At 72.5% G+C, this 18,978-nt stretch carries 15 protein-coding genes and 2 pseudogenes; 13 read left to right on the top strand and 4 right to left on the bottom strand.

Features of this window, described 5'->3' with window-relative positions:
- Nucleotides 1-10 precede the first annotated feature (10 nt).
- The 6 genes and pseudogenes from ABZ914_RS14840 to ABZ914_RS14815 form a co-directional block, all read left to right on the top strand.
- A pseudogene (locus ABZ914_RS14840) lies at nucleotides 11-163 on the top strand (protein kinase domain-containing protein); the annotation flags it as partial.
- A 639-nt stretch (nucleotides 164-802) separates the two neighbouring features.
- Nucleotides 803-1,285 carry a PraA/PraB family alkane oxidation protein activator gene (locus tag ABZ914_RS14835; protein WP_190856949.1) on the top strand — a complete coding sequence of 161 codons (483 nt, stop codon included), beginning with the start codon at nucleotides 803-805 and terminating at the stop codon, nucleotides 1,283-1,285.
- Between the two features lie 293 nt (nucleotides 1,286-1,578).
- Complete coding sequence (locus ABZ914_RS14830; protein WP_500193466.1) at nucleotides 1,579-2,844, top strand: alpha/beta hydrolase; 1,266 nt, start codon at nucleotides 1,579-1,581, stop codon at nucleotides 2,842-2,844.
- Nucleotides 2,845-2,908: 64 nt separating this feature from the next.
- Nucleotides 2,909-3,466 carry a hypothetical protein gene (locus ABZ914_RS14825; RefSeq protein ID WP_500193465.1) on the top strand — a complete coding sequence of 186 codons (558 nt, stop codon included), beginning with the start codon at nucleotides 2,909-2,911 and terminating at the stop codon, nucleotides 3,464-3,466.
- Nucleotides 3,467-3,591: 125 nt separating this feature from the next.
- Nucleotides 3,592-4,386 carry a VOC family protein gene (locus tag ABZ914_RS14820; protein ID WP_500193464.1) on the top strand — a complete coding sequence of 265 codons (795 nt, stop codon included), beginning with the start codon at nucleotides 3,592-3,594 and terminating at the stop codon, nucleotides 4,384-4,386.
- Nucleotides 4,383-5,189: a VOC family protein gene (locus ABZ914_RS14815; RefSeq protein WP_500193463.1), complete on the top strand. Its 807-nt coding sequence runs from the start codon at nucleotides 4,383-4,385 to the stop codon at nucleotides 5,187-5,189. Before ABZ914_RS14820 ends, ABZ914_RS14815 begins: the two co-directional genes overlap by 4 nt.
- A gap of 16 nt (nucleotides 5,190-5,205) precedes the next feature.
- Here ABZ914_RS14815 and ABZ914_RS14810 read toward each other — a convergent pair whose 3' ends face one another.
- Together ABZ914_RS14810 and ABZ914_RS14805 are read right to left on the bottom strand one after the other, a co-directional pair.
- Nucleotides 5,206-5,715 (bottom strand): hypothetical protein, encoded by a 510-nt coding sequence (locus tag ABZ914_RS14810; protein ID WP_500193462.1) that lies wholly within the window; start codon nucleotides 5,713-5,715, stop codon nucleotides 5,206-5,208.
- A gap of 43 nt (nucleotides 5,716-5,758) precedes the next feature.
- Nucleotides 5,759-6,637 (bottom strand): DUF4231 domain-containing protein, encoded by an 879-nt coding sequence (locus ABZ914_RS14805; protein WP_500193461.1) that lies wholly within the window; start codon nucleotides 6,635-6,637, stop codon nucleotides 5,759-5,761.
- A 284-nt stretch (nucleotides 6,638-6,921) separates the two neighbouring features.
- Here ABZ914_RS14805 and ABZ914_RS14800 point away from each other — a divergent pair, with 284 nt between their 5' ends.
- The 5 genes from ABZ914_RS14800 (at nucleotide 6,922) to fxsT (ending at nucleotide 15,564) form a co-directional block, all read left to right on the top strand.
- Nucleotides 6,922-7,101: an FxSxx-COOH-like cyclophane-containing RiPP peptide gene (locus ABZ914_RS14800; protein ID WP_500193460.1), complete on the top strand. Its 180-nt coding sequence runs from the start codon at nucleotides 6,922-6,924 to the stop codon at nucleotides 7,099-7,101.
- 18 nt (nucleotides 7,102-7,119) lie between these two features.
- On the top strand, nucleotides 7,120-9,444 hold the full coding sequence (locus tag ABZ914_RS14795; RefSeq protein WP_500193458.1) for an FxsB family cyclophane-forming radical SAM/SPASM peptide maturase: 2,325 nt from the start codon (nucleotides 7,120-7,122) through the stop codon (nucleotides 9,442-9,444).
- A gap of 3 nt (nucleotides 9,445-9,447) precedes the next feature.
- Nucleotides 9,448-10,275, top strand: coding sequence for an AAC(3) family N-acetyltransferase (locus ABZ914_RS14790; RefSeq protein WP_500193457.1), 828 nt, complete (start codon nucleotides 9,448-9,450; stop codon nucleotides 10,273-10,275).
- Between the two features lie 155 nt (nucleotides 10,276-10,430).
- Entirely contained in the window at nucleotides 10,431-11,627 is a 1,197-nt protein-coding gene (locus ABZ914_RS14785) for a TIR-like protein FxsC (RefSeq protein WP_387022804.1), read from the top strand.
- Between the two features lie 13 nt (nucleotides 11,628-11,640).
- Nucleotides 11,641-15,564 carry an FxSxx-COOH system tetratricopeptide repeat protein gene (fxsT, locus tag ABZ914_RS14780; protein WP_500193456.1) on the top strand — a complete coding sequence of 1,308 codons (3,924 nt, stop codon included), beginning with the start codon at nucleotides 11,641-11,643 and terminating at the stop codon, nucleotides 15,562-15,564.
- Here fxsT and ABZ914_RS14775 read toward each other — a convergent pair.
- Nucleotides 15,550-16,452 carry an alpha/beta hydrolase gene (locus ABZ914_RS14775; RefSeq protein WP_433148590.1) on the bottom strand — a complete coding sequence of 301 codons (903 nt, stop codon included), beginning with the start codon at nucleotides 16,450-16,452 and terminating at the stop codon, nucleotides 15,550-15,552. The genes fxsT and ABZ914_RS14775 overlap by 15 nt on opposite strands.
- Nucleotides 16,453-16,728: 276 nt before the next feature.
- Here ABZ914_RS14775 and ABZ914_RS14770 point away from each other — a divergent pair, with 276 nt between their 5' ends.
- Nucleotides 16,729-17,823 (top strand): FUSC family protein, encoded by a 1,095-nt coding sequence (locus ABZ914_RS14770; RefSeq protein WP_500193455.1) that lies wholly within the window; start codon nucleotides 16,729-16,731, stop codon nucleotides 17,821-17,823.
- Nucleotide 17,824: 1 nt separating this feature from the next.
- Here the strand turns inward: ABZ914_RS14770 and ABZ914_RS14765 are convergent, their stop codons facing one another.
- Nucleotides 17,825-18,763 carry a phosphodiester glycosidase family protein gene (locus ABZ914_RS14765; protein ID WP_500193454.1) on the bottom strand — a complete coding sequence of 313 codons (939 nt, stop codon included), beginning with the start codon at nucleotides 18,761-18,763 and terminating at the stop codon, nucleotides 17,825-17,827.
- Here ABZ914_RS14765 and ABZ914_RS14760 point away from each other — a divergent pair.
- Nucleotides 18,762-18,978: pseudogene (locus tag ABZ914_RS14760) on the top strand (hypothetical protein); the annotation flags it as partial. The gene ABZ914_RS14765 and the pseudogene ABZ914_RS14760 overlap by 2 nt on opposite strands.

Genomic DNA, 18,978 nt, shown 5'->3' with positions numbered 1-18,978 from the left:
CCCCGGGGGCGGGGGCGGCGCGGCGCTGCAGCGGCTCGCCGTCGCGACCGCGACCGCCCTCGCGGCGATCCACGAGGCCGGCGTCGTGCACCGCGACTTCAAGCCGTCCAACGTCCTGCTCGGCCCGGACGGGCCGCGGGTCATCGACTTCGGCATCGCCCGCGACACCGAGTCGCGAACGCGATCACCGAGCCCCAGGCGAAGACGTCCACCGCCGGACCGGCCGCCTCCCCCGCGAACTGCTCGGGCGCCATGTAGGCGGGGGTGCCGATGATGCCGCTCGTCAGGGTGAGCGGCGACTTCGAGGTCGGCCGGGCGAGCGGGTGCTACGCAGAGCGGGGACACGGCGGGTGCGCACACCTACCGGATGGTGCTGCAGAGCCCCGTCCATCAGGAGATCTCCCGATCGGTGCGCGTCCGCTGACGCGGCCGGGCCTCGCGGCGCGGAATGCGATTTGGCTGCCCGAAGACCATCTCGCTGCCGTCCGAATTGCAGCGGGATTCGGTTCCACTGCCTTTCTGACTCGGCCGGATCCTGCGATGACAGGGGCTGTGGCCTGAGAATCCGAATCGGGGTATTGACGGATTCCCGGTCGCTGTCTACGTTCTCACTAGAACGCGTTCTACCAAGGTGTCCGGTCGCTGATGTCGAGTGGCGCGACGGTTTCCGGGCACCGGGTCCCGACGCCGGGACGCTCCTATCGCCCACCCGACATGGGCGGAACGGACGTCCGGATCGCGGATCTCCCACCCCATTCCCGGGTGCAGGCGCGACGCCCGCCGTCCCGAAACGAGGACCGCCTTGTCCCGCATCAAGAAGATCGCCGCCATCGCCTCGACCTCCGCCGCCGCCACCGCGATCGCCGTCGCCGCGACCGCCGCCCCCGCCCTGGCGTGGACGGCCGGCCCCTTCACCGCGAACCTCTCCGGAACCATGACGATCAACGCGGGCGTCCCCGCGTCCTGCACCGGTTCCACCCTCGGCGGCACCATCACCACGGCGGGCGCGCTCTCCGTCACCTCCGCGACCATCACGGGCTGCGGCGTCACCGTGACGCCGCAGAACCTCCCGTGGAGCGGCAGCCTGAGCGGCGGCACCGCCACCCTCAGCGGCTTCTCGGTGAGCGCCGTCGGCTGCACCTACGGCGGCACCATCCACGGCACCTACAGCGGCAGCACGTTCCCGGTCACCGTGAGCTTCACCAACCAGACCGTCCAGAAGACGAGCGGCCTCCTGTGCCCGTCGTCCGCGACCCTCACCGCTAAGTACGTCTTCTCCCAGTGACCGGCTGAGAGCCGGCGCCTGACAGTGCGTGAGACCCGGGCGGCCCCGTGCCGCCCGGGTCCTCGGCCGTTCCGGTACTGCGGGAGCGGAGGACGGCTGGGGGAGGGGCAAGCGGCCGGAAACAACGGACGGCTCGGACTCCGACATTCGGACGAGCCGGAATCCGGAAGAATTATTGTAATTTTTGTCAATACTTGCGGATGTGACTGCCGGGACAGTAGTTTCTTCGGGCGAGTGAGCACAAGGCCGGGACTGGCGCGCGGTCCGGATCGGTCTGATCGGCTGGGGAGTCCATGAAGAAGCGTACCGACAGGAAGATCGCCATCGCCGGGACGGCGGCGGCGGCCGTGATCCTCCCGGCCGTCATGGTCGGGCTGGCCCAGGCCGGGGTCGGGGTGCCGAAGGGCAAGCCGGAGGCCGCCGGCAACGCGCAGCCGATCCCCTCGTTCGGGCCGCCCACCCAGCCGACGCAGGTCACCGGCTCGCCCTCACCGAGCGGCTCCCCCTCCGCGAGCAAGCCGATCAAGGTCCCGAACGTGCCGCTGACGCACGGCGGCAACCCGTTCGGCACCGGCGGCTCGCCCGCCTCGAACGACCCCGACAAGAACAAGGGCTCGCACGGCAAGAAGCCGCACCTGCCCCCGGGCGTCAGCGACGGCAAGTACCGCAAGGCCCCCGACGGCGCGACCATCACCGCGATCAAGAAGGTGAACGCGCAGGAGTTCGACGTCAGCATCGCCTCCCCGGCGCTCGGCGCGGTCGTGCAGACGCGGGTGTTCGTCCCCAAGGGCTGGAAGGCGAGCGACACCAAGACCTACCCGGTCGTGTACGCCTACCACGGCGGCAACAACAAGTACACGTCCTGGAGCCACGACGGCCACATCGAGAACGTCGCGAAGGCATGGAACGCGATGGTCGTCATGCCCGAGGGCGGCTCGAACGGCTCGTACACCAACTGGTGGAACGGCGGCAAGGGCGGCATCCCCGAGTGGGAGAGCTTCCACATCTCCGAGGTCATCCCGCTGATGGAGAGCAACTTCCACGCCGGGCCGTCGCGCGCCGCGATGGGCCTGTCGTCCGGCGGGCAGGGCTCCATCACCTACGCCGAGCGCCACCGGGGGTACTTCAAGTACGCCGCCGCCTACAGCGGCCCCCTCAACATCACCGCGCCGGGCATGCCCGCGGTGCTGACCGTGATGAACAAGGAGGCGGGCACCTCGATCTGGGGCGACCCCATCTTCAACCGGTCGAACTGGGAGTCGCACGACGCGGCCGTCAACGTGCGCAACCTCAAGGGCATCGGCGTCTACATCTCGTCCGGCAACGGCAAGCCGGGCCCCTACGACGACCCGAGCACCCCGCCCGGCGCCGCGGGACGCGTCGGCGAGGACCTCGCCGGGCAGATGACCGTCAACTTCGTGAACGCCGCCAAGCGCGCCGGCGTCCCCATCACCTCCCACCTGTACGGCCCGGGCATGCACAACTGGAAGTACTGGCGCCGCGAGGTCAACCTCAGCTGGCCGGCCATGATGGCCGCGATCGGCGCGAAGAAGGTCTGATCCCCGCGGAGCCGGCCGCCGGCGCCCCGTCGGGACGTCCCTGGCCGAGCGGTAGCGTGGCCGCGTGAAGGGGTTGGCGCGGCGCGAGTTCCAGCTCGTGCTGCTGCGCCGGATGGCGGACTACCAGCCCGGCCTCGTCGAGGACGCGGTGCGCGTGCTGGACTCCTCGCGCACCGAGATGCGCGAGGTCAACGCGCGCTGGCAGCGGATCCTGCGGTCCCGGACGTTCCCGCGCGGGCGCCGCCGCTACGAGGCGGTCCTCGGCCCGCCCGCGGACGCCGGCGAGCGGCGCGTCGGCGACGTCGTGTGCGAGGTGGCGTCGTGGCCGCCGTTCCCGCTGTGGCCCGGCCTGCGGTTCGAGATCACGATGGCGCCGGACGGTTCGGTGGCGCGGGAGTGGCTCGTCCGGGAGCCGGGGTCGCCGGTGCCGGAGCTGCGGACCGTCGACGACCTCGCCCCGTGGACGTGCGTGGTCGGCGATCTGGCCGCCCGGTGGGACGGGCTGGCGCACCAGGACGGCGACGCGCCGAGCCGCTGGCACGTCGGCTTCGCCGCGCCGGACGGGTCGTCGTACGTGGCGCACTTCGTGTGGGGCCTGCTGCAGGACGTCGTGAGCGTCTAGACGCTCCCGATTGGGGCAATTTTGGGCGGTCTTTGGGATATTCCGGAATCGCCGCGTCCGTGACGATGGCACATCCGCCCATAACGTGGGGGCATGTGCGCTCTGAAGGCTGGACTATGCCCGAAGTGAACGGACACGCCCCCGGACGACCGTCCTGGGCGGAACTCGCGAGCCCCGACGCGAAGGCGTCCCGGGAGTTCTACTGCAGCCTGTTCGGGTGGTACGTGTACACGCTGACCATCCCGGAGTACGACGACTACGACATCTTCACCCTGGGCGGCGTCCAGGGCCCCGAGGTCGCCGGGATGCAGCGGCTCGCCGACGACGCGCAGCCGCCGTCCTGGTCGGTGTACTTCCGCACCGACGACATCCTCGCCACGGTCGCCGCGGTCAAGGCGGCGGGCGGGCAGGAGCTGGTGCCGCCCATGCGCGTCTCCGACCTCGGCGAGATGGCGCTGTGCGCGGACCCGGAGGGCGCCGACTTCGCGCTCTGGGCGGCGGGCAACCTCAAGGGCGCCGGCGTCGTCGACGAGCCCGGCGCGATGTGCTGGGTGGAGCTGGCCTGCCACGACATCGACGAGGCCCGCCGCTTCTACGGCGACGTCTTCGGCTGGGAGGCGGTCGAGCGCCGGTACTACACGCGGTACACGAACCTGAAGCTGGACGGCTGGTCGTTCGGCGGCATCGTCGGCGTCGACGACCTGCGCAGGAACGGGTACGAGGCCGAGCCGCACTGGATCCCGTACATCTGGGTCGAGGACTGCGACGCCACGGCCGCCAGGGCCGGGGAGCTCGGCGGCCGCGTCCTGCTGCCGCCCACCGACATCGCGCCGGGCCGCTACTCGGTCCTCGCCGATCCCGCCGGCGCGCGCCTGGCCGTGATCGCGCCGGGCGCCGGCGGCGTGGCGGAGGCCCGATGACGCACGCGTCGGCGAGACCCGCTCCCGGCCGGCCGGGCTGGATCGACCTGGCGAGCCCGCACCCGGAGACCGCCAGGGCCTTCTATTCCGAGCTGTTCGGCTGGTACTCCTACACGTTGAGCGTCCCCGGCTACGGCGACTACACCGTCTTCACGCTCGGGGGCGTCCAAGGGCCGGAGGTCGCGGGGATACAGCCGCTCGCCGACGACACGCAGCCGCCGTCGTGGACCTGCTACTTCAAGGTGGCGGACCTCCAGACGGCCGTCGACGCGGTGAAGGCCGCGGGCGGGCGGGAGCTGACCCCGCCGACGGACTACGCCGGGATCGGCTCGATGGCGCTGTGCATGGACCCGGAGGGGGCGGACTTCGGCGTCGCGACGCCCGGCAACCTCATCGAGTTCGGCGTCGTCGACCGGCCGCTCACCATGTGCTGGGCGGAGCTCGCGTCCCGCGACACCGGCAGAGCGCGGCGCTTCTACGGCGCGGTGTTCGGCTGGGAGGCGGTGGACCGCGAGTACCACGGCTCCGTTTACACGAACTGGAAGCTGGACGGCCGGTCCGTCGCCGGCATGGTCGCCATGGACCACGGGTGGCCGCCCCGCTACCCGGCGCACTGGATCCCGTACTTCTGGGTGGACGACTGCGACGCGGCCGCCGCCCGCGCCGTCGAGCTCGGCGCGACGATCCGCGTGCCGCCCTCCGACGTCCAGCCGGGCCGCTACGCGGCGATGACCGACCCCACGGGCGCCCGCCTCGCCGTCATCACCCCGAGGACCGCCACCGGCCCCGGTGGCGCGGTCTAAGACGGGTCTCCTCGTGTCACGCGCGGTCCGCCATCGCGTCCGGCCCGGTCACGCGGGCGCGGACGGCCCCGCCCGGCCAGACGACGTCGACGGCGATGCCCCGGCGGCGCGCGTGCTCCACGATCTCGGCGGTGCCGCCGCCCCCGCGCGCCGGCGCCCCGTCCCACACGGCGACCAGCCGGTCCGCGCGGTCGAGCATCGCCAGGCCGGCCTCGAGATAGGGGCCGGGACCGGGGGCGAAGTGGTCGAGCCACCGGATGCCGGACGCGCGGGCCGTCAGGTCCTCGAACCCGCGCAGGGCGCGGCCACCGAGCACGGCGGCGTACCCTCTCGCGGGGACGATGACCTCCAGCCGCCCGCCCAGCTCCAGGACGGCCCGCGCGAAGATCTGGTCGGCCCCGGCGGCCAGGCAGGAGACACCGCAGAGGTCATCGGCGAACGGCGCGAGCAGCGCGCGGATCTCGCGGCGCACCAGCGCGGCCGTCGGACCGTTGAGGTCCCGGTGTCCGGTGATGGCGATCCGCATGGGCTTCCTCCGGTGTGCCGTTCGCGGGCGAGCAGTGGGCGGTTCAGACATGGGACGCCCACCAGAGCGTGTGTTCCCGGGAGATGGCCTCTTCGACCTCGTCCACGAAGTGCGCCCATTCCGCCTCGGTCTCCGGCCATCGCAGGCGGGTGGAGATGTCGGCGAGCTCCTGCGCGGCGATCCCGTAGGCGGTCGCGAGCTGCTGGTGCTGCCGGGTCTGCACCCACGCGAGACCGCCCGCGGCGACCGCGCCCGCGATGCCCGGCAGGTCGAGGCCGAACAGCCCGACCGCGTTCAGCACCGCCGCGACGAGGCCCAGCGCCTCCATGGACGCGAGGAACAGCGACCAACGCGCGACGCTGCGGCCGTGCTCCTTCGCACGCCGGCTGTACCAGCGGCGCTGGTCGAGGATCCGGCCCGTCCGGTACGCGCGCCGGCGTTCCTCCAGGGGCCGCGCGCGCATCGCCCGCATCTCGTCGGTCACCTGGGGTCGGCTGCCGTCGTCGCCGTCGGCGCTGACCGCGTGCATGTTGCCCAGGATCACCGAGAAGCGGTGCAGCAGCAGCGACTCGGCGGCGCGGTCGCCCGCGTCAGCGCCGAAGGGCTGCCCGGCGACGGCGAACCGCCAGATGAGGGTCTTGGCGGACTCCGCCGCGGCGCGGGACTCGTACCACTGGCGGTCCGGCCGTTCGGTGAGCAGGTAGACCTCGATGACCAGGGCCGTGCCGAGCCCGGCCGCGGCGAGGAGGGCCGCCGCGTCCAGGCGGCCGACCGGCACGCTGAACGCGCCGAGCACGGCGGCGGCGAGCAGCGCGGACAGCCGGAGCGCGGTCGCGGCGAGCAGCCGGTGCTGCCCGTCGGCCGCGCTCGCGTCGGCCACCCGGAAAAGTGGCGGGAAGTCCGTTTCGACCAGTGCCTCCACTCTTTGAGTGGAATCAGAGTGGAGTCAGGCGTCAAGTTCTGTGTGCACAAGTTCACGTACCAGCGCATGTCCGGCCCCGGCCAGTGGCGCCACGGCGGCACGTGCGCGGGCGTCCTACTTGAACAATCCGGATTCACGGACTTTCCTGCGAAAGCTGTCACTCGGGGGCTACATTCATGAAACTTTGCTTGACCTAAGACTGACTGTAGCCCCGGACTAGCGTCGCCACGACTTACGGTACATACATTATTACGTACCGTAATCACTCTGGAGAATGGATCAAAGTGGACCTTCTGGAAGCCAAAGACGCGCCGGACCTCATTGACCTGCGCGGACTCGGGCTCGATGACCTCGCCTCCGACGTCGAGGCCGCCCGCCTCGCCGCACGTCTGACCCGTATCGACGACAAGGGAGAGGAGGGGGCGGATCCGGTCCGCGTCGCGGCGTTCAACTCATATATCTGACAATAGTCATCACGCACAATGACCTCCTCAACCGCTTTGCGGCAGTTCGTGCTCAAGGTGCACGCGCGATGCGACCTGGCCTGCGATCACTGCTATGTGTACGAGCACGCCGACCAGAGCTGGCGCGCGCGGCCGGCGGGAATGCCGGTCGCGACCATGGCGCGGACGGCGCGGCGCATCGCCGACCATGCAGCGGCGCACGGCCTGACGGAGGTCTCCGTCGTCCTGCACGGCGGTGAGCCGCTGCTCGCCGGTGCGCGCCGTCTCGGCGACCTGATCGCCGCGCTGCGCGAGCCGCTGCGCGGCGTCTGCGACGTCGACCTGCGGGTGCACACCAACGGCGTGCTGCTCGACGACCGGTTCTGCGAGCTGTTCCGCGAGCAGGGCGTCAAGGTCGGCATCTCGCTGGACGGCGACCGGGCGGCGAACGACAGGCACCGCCTGTACCGTGACGGGCGGAGCAGTTACGACAAGGCCGTGCGGGCCGTCGGGCTGCTCCGCGACGGATATCCGGAACTGTTCTCCGGCCTGCTGTGCACCATCGACATCGCCAACGACCCGATCTCGGTGTACGAGGCGCTCGTCGCGCACCGCCCGCCCGCGATCGACTTCCTGTGGCCCCACCACACCTGGGACGCCCCTCCGCCCCGCCCGTCCGCCACCGCCTACGCCGACTGGCTGATCGCGATCGCCGACCGGTGGTTCGATACCAGGCGCCCGGTGCCGGTGCGGATCTTCGACTCGATCATCAGCGCCGGGCGGGGCGGGGCCAGCTTCACCGAGTCCCTTGGCCTGGAGCCCGCCGACGTGCTCGTCGTCGAGACCGACGGGAGCTACGAGCAGGCCGACTCGCTGAAGACGGCCTACGACGGCGCGCCCGCCACCGGGATGGACGTCTTCCGCCACGCGGTCGACGAGGCCGCCGGGCATCCGGGCCTCGAGGCACGGCGCGGTGGACTGGCGGCGCTGTGCGCGCAGTGCCGTGAATGCCCGGTCGTCGGCACATGCGGCGGTGGGCTGTTCGCCCACCGGTACCGGGGCGACGGCTCCGGCTTCGGCAACCCGAGTGTTTACTGCCCGGACCTGACCGCCGTGATCGAGCACGTGCAGCGGCGCGCGGCCCGGCCCGCGCACGCGCTTCCGCCCACCGCGCTGCGGTCGCTCGCCACCGGGTACGGCGAGTCGGACGCGATCGGCCGGCTGCGCGGCGCCCAGGCGGTCGGCCGCCGGGTCCTCGTCGCGAAGGCCGGCGCCGCCGGTCCCGCCGCCGCGTTCGACGTGCTGCGCCGGGTCGCGGAGTCGGCCCCTGAGGCGTTCGACTCGGCGGTGGCCCACCCGTACGTGCGGGCGTGGGCGGTGCACCGGCTCCGTGCGCCGTCCGCGTCGTCCGCGTCGTCCGCGTCGTCCGCGTCGTCCGCGTCGTCCGCGTCGTCCGCGCCGCCCGAGCGGCCCGCGCCGCCCGAGGCGGACGAGGGAGTGCTCGCCGCCCTCGCCTGCACGGCCGCGTGGCGCGCCGGGATGAGCGCCGAGCTCACGGTGGCCGTCCGCGACGGGGCGGTCTACCTCCCCGGGATCGGCCGGTACCCGGTCCCCGGCAGGGAGAGCACCACCGTCCGCGTGCGCGACGGCGCGTTGCACGTGGACGCGGCCGGGGAACTCGAACCCGTCCGGCACCTGAAGGCCGGGACGTTCTCCGTCGCCCTCGACGACCTCGACCCTTATCGCGACTGCCACGAGCACCCGGCGGCGGCGCGGCTCGACGCCGAGGGGTTCGCGCGATGGCAGGTGTCCTTCGAGGAGGCCTGGACGCTGCTGGAGAAGGAGTACGCGGAGTACGCGCCCGGGATCGCCGGGGCGCTCACCACCATCGTCCCTCTGGAGGCGCCCCGGGACGGCGGTAGCGTCAGCTCGGCGGCACGGGACGCGTTCGGGTCGGTCGGCATCGCGCTGCCCGACCGTCCGGAGATGCTCTGCCTCCTGCTCCTCCACGAGTTCCAGCACGTCAAGCTCGGCGCCGTCCTCGACTTCGTCGACCTCTACGATGCCCGCGACGACCGCCTGTACCACGCGCCCTGGCGCAGGGACCCGCGCCCGCTGGAGGGGCTGCTGCAGGGCACGTACGCGCACATCGCGGTCGCCGACTTCTGGCGGCGCCGCACGCACGACCGAGACCCGGAAACGGCGGCCGAGGCCGGGCGGCATTTCGGCGACTGGTATCCCAAGACGCTGGAGGCGGTGCGCACGCTTCAGGAGTCCGGGGCGCTGACGGGGCTCGGTGAGCAGTTCGTTGCCGGAATGCGGCGCACCTTGGAGGGCTGGCCCGCCCCAGGGACGGCCGGCTGACCCGTGGGCGAGGCGACGTGCGGAGGCCAGTCCGGTGCGCGGGCCACGTGCGACCGGGCGTCGCTGGCGGAAGATCTGCGCGCGCTCGGCGTCGAGCCGGGGAGCCGCCTCTTGGTGCACGCGTCACTGCGCCGGGTCGGCAGGGTGGAGGGCGGTGCCGGGGCGGTCGCCTCGGCGCTCGGCGACGTGCTCGGGCCGGCCGGGACGATCGTCGTCCCCACCGCCACGTCTGACAACTCCGACACCTCCCGTGCGTACCTGGCCCGGACGCAGGGGATGAGCGAAGACGAGCGGCGCCGCTACCTGCGGACGATGCCGCCCTTCGATCCAGCGACGACCCCGTCGACCGGCATGGGCGCGCTGGCCGAGTACGTCCGGACGTCGCCGGGGGCCGTGCGCAGCGCCCATCCGCAGACGTCGTTCGCCGCGCTGCACGCCCGGGCCGGCTTCTTCGCCGGCGACCACGACCCCGCCTGCCATCTCGGCGAGCGCTCGCCGCTCGCCCGGCTCTACGAGGCGGGCGCGTCGATCCTGCTGCTCGGCGTCGGCTACGCGAGCTGCACGGCCCTGCACCTGGCCGAGTACCGCTACCGGCGGGACCCGCCGACGCGCTGGTACGGCTGCATGGTGCTGCGCGGTGGCCGGCCGGAATGGTGGCGGTACCGGGACGTCGTCCTCGACGACGGCGACTTCCCGGAGATCGGCGCCGCGCTCGACCGTACCCGCCATGTGGTGCGGGGCCGGGTGGGGGCCGCGGGAGTCCGGCTGCTGCCGCTGCGGCAGGCCGTGGATTTCGCGGCCGGATGGATGGCGCACGCGCGCACGAGATGACCGCGCCCGGTGGCCGCGGCCGGGCGGGCAGTGCCCGTCGATGACCACTTTGTGTCATCTGACGCGCAGAACTGTTCACGGTAAAAATACGCGTCCGGTGACCTGTATCGTGCCCGGCATTGCCGCTATACAGTGATGGAACCGGAAGGAGCGGCATGCTCGGAAGACTCCTGGCGGATGAGCGACGCCCGCACTTCTTCCTGAGTTATGCCAGGTCGCGGTACCGCCCGGAGAACTCCGACCGGTGGGTCGTCAAGTTCTTCGACGACCTCTGCCAGGACGTCGGGCATGCCACGGGCATGCAGAATCCGGGTTTTATGGACAGGCAGATTCCGGTGGGCGGCGAGTGGCCGGACCATCTCGCCGACGCGCTGGCGAACTGCCGGGTCTTCGTCGCATTGTTCTCGCCCGCCTACTTCCTGAGCGATTACTGCGGAAAGGAGTGGGCGGCGTTTTTGAAGCGGTACCAGGCGCTGTCGGCGGGGCTCGACGTGCCGTCCGCGATCATCCCGGCGCTGTGGATGCCGATGCGGCCCGACGAGGTGCCGCAGCCGCTGCAGTCCATGCAGAACGTCCCGCCCGGGTTCCCGGCCGCGTACGCCGCGGAAGGCCTGTACGGGATCATGAAACTGGGCCGGCACCGCGAGCACTACAAGGAGACGGTGCTGCGGCTCGCGGCGCTCATCAAGGAGCGCGCCGCCGAGTGCGCCCTCTCGCCGCGATCCATCCCGAGCCTGGAGACGCTGCAGAGCCCGTTCGCCGAGAACCCGCCCGGCGCGTCCCGCCCGGCGATCCGGCTCGCACTCGCCGCGCAGTCCGCCCAGCGGCTTCCGCCCGGGCGCGACTCCTACTACTACGGCCGGACGCCGCGCGAGTGGACGCCGTTCCGCAGCGAGGCCCACACGATGCCGATCGGGGCGTACGCCGGGCAGGTGCTCACCGAGCTCGGCCACCGCTCCATCATCGACAGCGTCGACGAGGCCGGCGCCCGGCCCGCCGACTCGCCGAGCGTGCTGCTGGTCGACCCGTGGGCGGTCAAGGACCGCGACATCGGCAAGCGGCTCCGGCAGCTCGACCGCGACCCGGTCAACGTGATCGCGCCGTTCAACGCCGACGACCCGGAGACCTCCGCGCGGGCCGACGAGCTGAACGGCGACCTCACCGAGGTGCTGCCGAAGAGCACCGCCCTGCACGGCTCCGCCAAGCGCGTCACGTCCGTGGCGGCCTTCCGCGACGCGCTGCCGAAGGCGGTCAACGAGGCCGTCACCCGTTACCTGAAGACGGCCAGCGTGCACCCGCCGCGGACGCCGCCGACCATGCCCCGGCCCACCCTGCGGGGACCGGACAGCTGACGCAGGAGAAGCCATGACGAACGACGGCACCATCGTCACCTTCTACTCCTACAAGGGCGGTACCGGACGCACGACCGCGCTCGCCAACGTCGCCTGGATCATGGCGATGGCGGGGCACAAGGTGCTGGTGGTCGACTGGGACCTGGAGTCGCCGGGGCTGCACAAGTTCTTCCATCCGTTCCTCGACCAGAACGTCGTGTCCGCCACGCCCGGAGTCATCGAACTGCTCACGGACTACGCGTGGGCGGCGACGACCAAGCACGAGAACGACGAGCGGGACTGGCATCTGGAGTACGCCCGGATCCTGCGGCACGCGGTCACGCTGGAGTGGGAGTTCCCGGGCGAGGGGACGCTCGACTTCGTGTCGGCGGGACGGCAGAACCGCGACTACTCGTCGCTCATCACCAGCATGGACTGGGACAACTTCTACGACCGGCTCGGCGGCGGCCAGTTCTTCGACGCGCTCCGCGCCGACATGCGCCGCCATTACGACTACATCCTCATCGACAGCCGCACCGGGCTGAGCGACATCGCCGACATCTGCACGGTTCACTTCCCCGACGTCCTGGTCGACTGCTTCACGCTCAGCGATCAGAGCATCGACGGCGCCGCCGCGATCGCCGCGCACATCGACGAGCGGTACCGGGAGCGCGGCATCCGCATCCTGCCGGTGCCGATGCGGATCGACTTCGGGGAGAACGCGAAGGTGGAGGCCGGGCGGGCGTACGCCCGTGCGTGCTTCGACCGGTTCCCGCGAGGCATGAGCCGGCAGGACGCGAACCGGTACTGGCTGTCGGTGGAGATCCCGTACCGGCCGTACTACGCGTTCGAGGAGACCCTGGCGACGTTCGGCGACGCGCCGGGCTCGCCGAACTCGATGCTCGCCGCGTTCGAGCGGCTGACCGGCGAGATCACCGAGGGGCGCGTCAGCGGGTACCGGCCGGTCCCCGAGGAGCTGCGGCTCGGCACCCTGGAGCGGTTCGCGCGGCGCGGCCCGTCCGAGGTCACCGACGTGCTGATCAGCTACATGTCGGAGGACCGGCCGTGGGTCGACTGGATGAGCCTGGTGCTGGGCCGGGCCGGGTTCCGGGTGCTGACCCGCAGCGTGGACGCCGCCGGGGGCGACGACGACCCGCCCGACACCGCCGGCCACACCATCGTGCTCATCTCGCCCGCCTACGCCGCCTCGCCGCACGCGCAGCGGGCCTGGGACTCGCTGGCCGGCCGCACCGCCGCCCCGCAGCGCCGGCTGACCGCCGTGCGGGTGCTGGACGCGCCGCTCAGCTCGGCGTTCAACGGCCCGGTGCCGATCGACCTGACCGGGCTCGGCGAGCGTGAGGGAGCCGACCGGCTCGTCCGCGCGCTCGGCCGCCCCGGGCAGGCGATGGAGCACGCGCCCGAGCACTCCCGGGTCGGGCCCCGGTTCCCGGGCGCGGCCCGTACCGCGCCGCCGGTCTGGAACGTGGACCGCCGCAACGCGGTGTTCACCGGCCGCGGCCGGCTGCTGGAGCAGCTGCGCGACCAACTGCTCGGCTCGACGCAGCGGGTCGTCCTGCCGCAGGCGCTGCACGGTCTCGGCGGCGTCGGTAAGACGCAGGTCGCGCTGGAGTACGCGCACCGCTTCAAGGCCGACTACGACCTGGTGTGGTGGGTCAGCGCGCAACAGCCCGACTCGATCCGCGCGGCGCTGGCGAACCTGGCCAAGCAGATCGACCTGCGCGTCGGCGAGAGCATCACCGACGCCGCCAACGCCGCGCTGGAGGCGCTGCGGCGCGGCGAGCCGACCGCGCGCTGGCTGCTCATCTTCGACAACGCCGACAACCCGCGGGATCTGGAGCCCTACCTGCCGGGTGGCGACGGCCACGTGCTCATCACCTCCCGCGACCCGGCCTGGACGCAGCTCGCCGCGCCGCTGGCGGTGGACGTGTTCACCGAGGAGGAGGCCGCCGCGCACCTGGTCCGCCGGGTCGGCGAGATCTCCGACGACAACGCGCGCAAGATCGGCAGGGCGCTCGGGTACCTGCCGCTGGCGATCGAGCAGGCCGCGGCGTGGCTGGCGTCGACGTTCATGCCGGCGAGCGAGTATCTGCAGGCACTGGAGAACGAGACGGCCTCCACGCTCGCACTGAGCACCGAGACCTTTCCGCAGCCGGTCGCGCTGACCTGGAACGTCACGTTCCGGCAGCTGCGGGACGCCTCGCCGGCGGCGGCGCGGCTGCTGGAGCTGCTGGCGTTCTTCTCCTCCGAGCCGATCTCGCTCGACCTGATCTACAGCGACGAGACCGCCGGCGTCCTCGCGCCCTACGACGAGACGCTGCGGGACAAGCTGGTGCTCGGCAAGCACGTCCGGGAGATCAGCCGGTTCGCGCTGGCGAAGGTCGACCTCGGCAACAACTCCATCCAGGTGCACCCGCTGGTGCAGGCGGTGATCCGGCACGGGATGGAGCCGGGGCCGACCGAGACGACCTGCCACGACGTGCACAAGATCCTGCTCGGCGCGCGGCCCAAGCACGGCGACACCGATGACCCGGTGAACTGGCCGGCGCTGGAGGAGATCCTGCCGCACGTCAAGCCGTCGAGCGCCGCCCAGTGCGACGACGAGGACACGCGGCAGATGCTCACCGACCTCGTCCGCTACCAGTGGAAGCGCGGCAGCTTCGAGAGCGCGATGGCGGCCGGGCGCGAGTTGAGCGCCGAGTGGAGCGGAAAGCTCGGCCGCGACCACTGGCAGTGGCTGTTCCTGCAGTCGCAGATCGCCAACGTGCTGCGGTCCCAGGGCTCCTACGCGGAGGCCTACGAGCTGGACCTGGACGTGATGGAGCGGCAGGAGAAGTCGCCGACGATCGGCCCCGCGCACCCGCACACGCTCATCACGGCCGGGAACCTGGCGGCGGACCTGCGGGCGATGGGGAAGTTCCGGGAGGCGCTGGAACGGGACCTGCTCACCTACGAGAAGGCGGCCGTGCCGTGGGGCGAGGACCACCCGCGGACGCTGATGATCGCCCACAACCTCGCCGTCGACTACCGGCTGACCGGCGACCCGGAGAGCGCTCGCAGGTACGACGCCGAGACGCTGGCGCAGCGGCGGACGTCGCCGGCCCTCGGCGAGAACCACCCGTACACGCTGTTCTCCGAGGCCAACCTGGCGCGCGACCTGCGCGAACTCGGCAGGTTCGACGAGTCGGTGACCAGGCTGCGGGACGTGTACCGGCGCTACCTGGACGTCCTCGGCGACCAGATTCTCGACACGTTGCGCACGGGCAAGAGCCTGGCGGTGTCGTTGCGGCGGGCCGGGCACCGCGAGGAGGCGCTGACACTGGCGGAGGAGACCTTCGCCCGCTACCAGCGGTACTTCCCGGACTCGCCGGACACGCTGCCCGCCGACCTGGAGGTCGCGGCGTGCATGTCCGCGCTCGGCGACAAGATCGGCGCGCGTGACCGTACCCGGACGATCCTCGCCAAGCACACCGAGCAGATGGGACCGGACCACCCCTACACCGTCATGATCGGTAACAACCTGGCCTGCTACCTGCGCGGCGCCGGCGACGTCGAGGAGGCGTGCGCGCTGGCGGGCGACGTCGTCGACCGGCTCACCGGCCTGCTCGGCCGCGAGCATCCGTACGTGCTGTCCGCCGTGCTGAACTCCGCGAACTGCCTCGCCGACGGCGGCAAGCCGGAGCGGGCGCACGATCTCGAGCGGGACGCGCTCGGCAGGCTGGTCGGGGTGCTCGGCGACGACCACCCCGACACCAACGCCTGCCGGGCCAACCTGTCGGTCACCCTCAACGCGATGGGCCGCGTCTCGGAGGCCCAGGAGCTGCGGGACCGCGCCTGCGCGGGGCTGCTCGTCCTCGCCGTGGACCATCCGCACCCGCTGATCTCCGACGTGCGCGCCGGCGTGCGGGTCAACCGCGACCTCGAACTACAGCCGCTGTGAGGTGCGGGCGCCCGGTGCGCCGTCCGGCTGGACGAGCCAGGTCAGCACGTCGGGGAGCACGTCGAACGCTCCGAAATGCGCCGACCCGGGCTGCACGACCACGGTCGAGGTCGGGATGCGGTCGGCGAGCCAGCGGGAGTGCCCGGCGGGGGAGAAGGTGTCGTTGGCGCCGTGCCACAGCATCGTCGGCACCACGATGTCGCCCAGTTCGAACCCCCACGGCGCGCAGAAGGCGAGCAGGTCGTCGATCCAGCCGTCCGCGGACGTGCGGAACGCCTCGGCGAACGTCTCCAGCAACATCCTGCGCATGCCCGCGTCGGACACGACGCGGCGGTCGGACTGCGTCAGCTCGGCGGACAGGTCGGCGACGTACTGGGCCGGGTCGGCGCGGATCCGGTCGGCGACCGACCGCAGCCGGGCCGACACCAGCGGGCCCTGCCGCCGGACGGCGAGGTACTCGCGGGTGTTGGAGGCCGCCATCCCCTCGAACCAGTCGAGCCCCTCCGCCTGTGCGGGCGCGAGCCCGACGAGCGCCGCGACCCGCCGGGCCCGGCCGGGCAGCAGCGCCGCGCAGGCGAGCGCGTGCGGGCCGCCGCCGGACCGGCCGAGCACGGCGAATTCCCGCAATTCCAGCGTGTTCGCTATTCGCCGTACATCGTCGGCGACATCGGCGACCGCGCGTCCGATGCGGCGGTCCGAACGGCCATATCCCGGCCGATCGAAGGTGATGAGCCGGATGCCCAGCTGGTAGAGCACCATGGGGCGGGGAATGGGGCCGAGCCTGCTGCCGGGCGTGCCGTGCAGGAGAAAGACGGGACGGCCCGCCGGTTCTCCCCACTCCTCCACGGCAAGCCCCCGCCCGTCCACCGCCGGCACGACCGTCGTCAAGACGTCCTCCGCTCCGGATCCAGCACCCGAAAGGAATCCTTTATTCGCTTCTAACCGAGCCCACGCGGGGAAGTCAACCCCCGTGCCTCATTCCGGTTCGGTGCGGTTCCCCCGGCAGTGCGATTTGTGACATCCGTGGCGCGGCGATTCGCCATTCCCTAATTGTATTTTCCTTGGGTTGGGCGGGGTGCCCGGGGAGGGCGCTTGACGGGCCCGCCGGTGGGGCGGGCGCCGGCGCGGTGGCATGGCTGGGCGATCGGTGGGAATCGGAGTGCGGTGCGGATCAGCGGATTGTGGGGATATGTCCTGCCTTGGGCGGGGTGGCGGTACTGGCGGGAACGGCTGAAGCTCACCGCGAAGGCGGTCCTCGCGGGGGTGGTCGCGTGGGCGGCGGCGCGGTACGCCGTCGGGCACTCCGAGCCGTACTTCGCGCCGCTCGCCGCGTTGCTCGGCGTGTACCCGTCGGTCGTGCGGTCCGTCCGGGAGAGCCTCGCGTACGGCGCCGGGTTCGTCATCGGCGCCGCGCTCGCGATCCCGGTCGGCCTCTGGATCGGCCCGAACATCGCCGGCATCGCCGTCGTGCTGTTCCTCGCCATGATGGCGTCGGGGTGGCGGCGGCTCGGCGGGCAGGCGTCGCAGGTCCCGTTCACCGCGCTGTTCGCGCTGCTGCTCGGCGGCCACGACGCCGTCGGGTACACGCTGCCGCGGCTCGGGGACGTCGCGCTCGGCCTCGCGGTGGGGCTGGCCGTGAACGCGCTGGTGTTCCCGCCGCTCCACCTGCGCCGCGCCGAGTACGCGGTGGAGCGGACGCGCGACGTCCTCGCCGAGGCGATGGACGCGCTCGCCGCCGCCGTCACCGACCCGGACGAGCGGCCGCGCTGGGACGAGGCGGACGAGCGGCTGCGGACCGTCCAGGAGCAGGCGCGGCACGCCTACGAGCAGGGCCGCGACAGCATGCGCGCGAACCCGCGGGCGAGGCTGCGCGGCTACCGGATGCGGTGGCGGGACGAGCCGGAGCGCTGGCCCGCGACCCGGCTGATGAACACGCTCGAGCAGGCGGCGACGTACGTGCGGTCGATCGCCGCCACCCACGCGGAGGCGATGGACGCGGAGAGCGAGGAGCTGCGGTTCTCCGAGGCGTTCCGGCACGACCACGCGCGGGTGATCGGGATGCTCGCCGGGCTCGTCCGGCGGCTGCCCGAGGCGCCCGGCGAGGAGGAGCTGGCGGACGCCGAGCGCCTGCAGCGCCATCTGGAGCGGCCGCACCACGGGGCGGGCACGGACGCGCCGGGCCTGTGGGACCCGCAGAAGGAGGTCCTCCGGCTCAGCCGCCTCATGCTGGACGACCTGCGCCCGCGCCCGCCCCGCTGACTCAGGAGAACACGCCGATCCCGTTCGCGACCGCCCGCTCGGCGCCGTCGGACGGGACGTTGCGGACGGTCGCCGACGCCTCGCCGGGCCCGCGCGCGACGAAGGCGGACGATCCGCCGCCGTCGAGGTTCACCGCGGCGGACGCGCCGGCCCGCGCGAGCAGCGACGCCAGCTCGGCGACGGTGACGCCGCCGCTGGTCTCCGACCGTCCGTCCACCACGGCGAGGTACAGGTGGCGGCCGTCGCGGCTCACGCCGGCGGCGGTGCGCGGCGCGGGGCCGGCGGTGTCCAGGCCGTCGAGGGGGCGGCCGCCGCGCAGGATCGGGAACCCGCCCACCGCGAACCGGAACCGCACCTTCCCGGTCAGCCGGTACCGGACCTTCACCCGGTCGCCCGCGCGCAGCTCGCGCAGTGCGGCGGCGCCCTCGTCGCGGCCGACGAGCACCGTCGTGTCCTTGGGGATCGCGCCGGCGCCGACCGCGTCCGAGACGGCCGTGACGACGCCGCGCCGCACCGCGACCTCGGCGGTGTCGGTGCTGCACGGGTCGTTGCGCGCGTCGTCGGTGCCGCAGACCGCGCGCTGCCGCGACACCGCGCCCCAGTCGCTCGTGAACGCGCCGACGCCGCCGACGGGCAGCGCGTACTGGTTGAGGCCGTCCAGCTCCAGCGTCCCGAGCCGGGAGCGGACCGTCCCGGCCAGCCGCAGGCTCGCCACGTGCCCGCGCCGGTCGGTGCCGACGCCGATCACGTCGCGGGTGGACGTCCCGGGCGGCAGCGCGGGTCCGAACCGCTGGCCGTCCGGCACGGCCGCCTTCAGCGCGCGGCCGCCGTCCACCTCCGGCCCGGACGAGGAGCCGGTGGGCGGCACGCCCGCGTGGGTCTCGCTGATGTTGAAGAAGTCGCCGTTGACGCCCGCGATCGCGTGCTGGGCGTTCGCCATGCCCGACACCGTCGCGCGCTGCGCGATCGCGTCGGGGTGCAGCAGGCCGACCCGGACGTGCGGGGCGCGCAGGTCGACGTCGAGCAGGTCGCCGACCGCCTTCCCGCCGATGCCGGACGTCTCGAAGGTCCGCGCGACGACGCACCGGCATCCCGGTCCCGCGTTCGGCTACGTGCTGGAGGGCGAGATGCTGATGGAGCTCGAAGGGCAGCCGC

The organism is Spirillospora sp. NPDC046719 (assembly GCF_040645715.1).
Classification (GTDB): Bacteria; Actinomycetota; Actinomycetes; order Streptosporangiales; family Streptosporangiaceae; genus Spirillospora.
The sequence above is the reverse complement of the archived record's forward strand: the minus strand, read 5'-3'. Positions and strand labels throughout refer to the sequence as shown.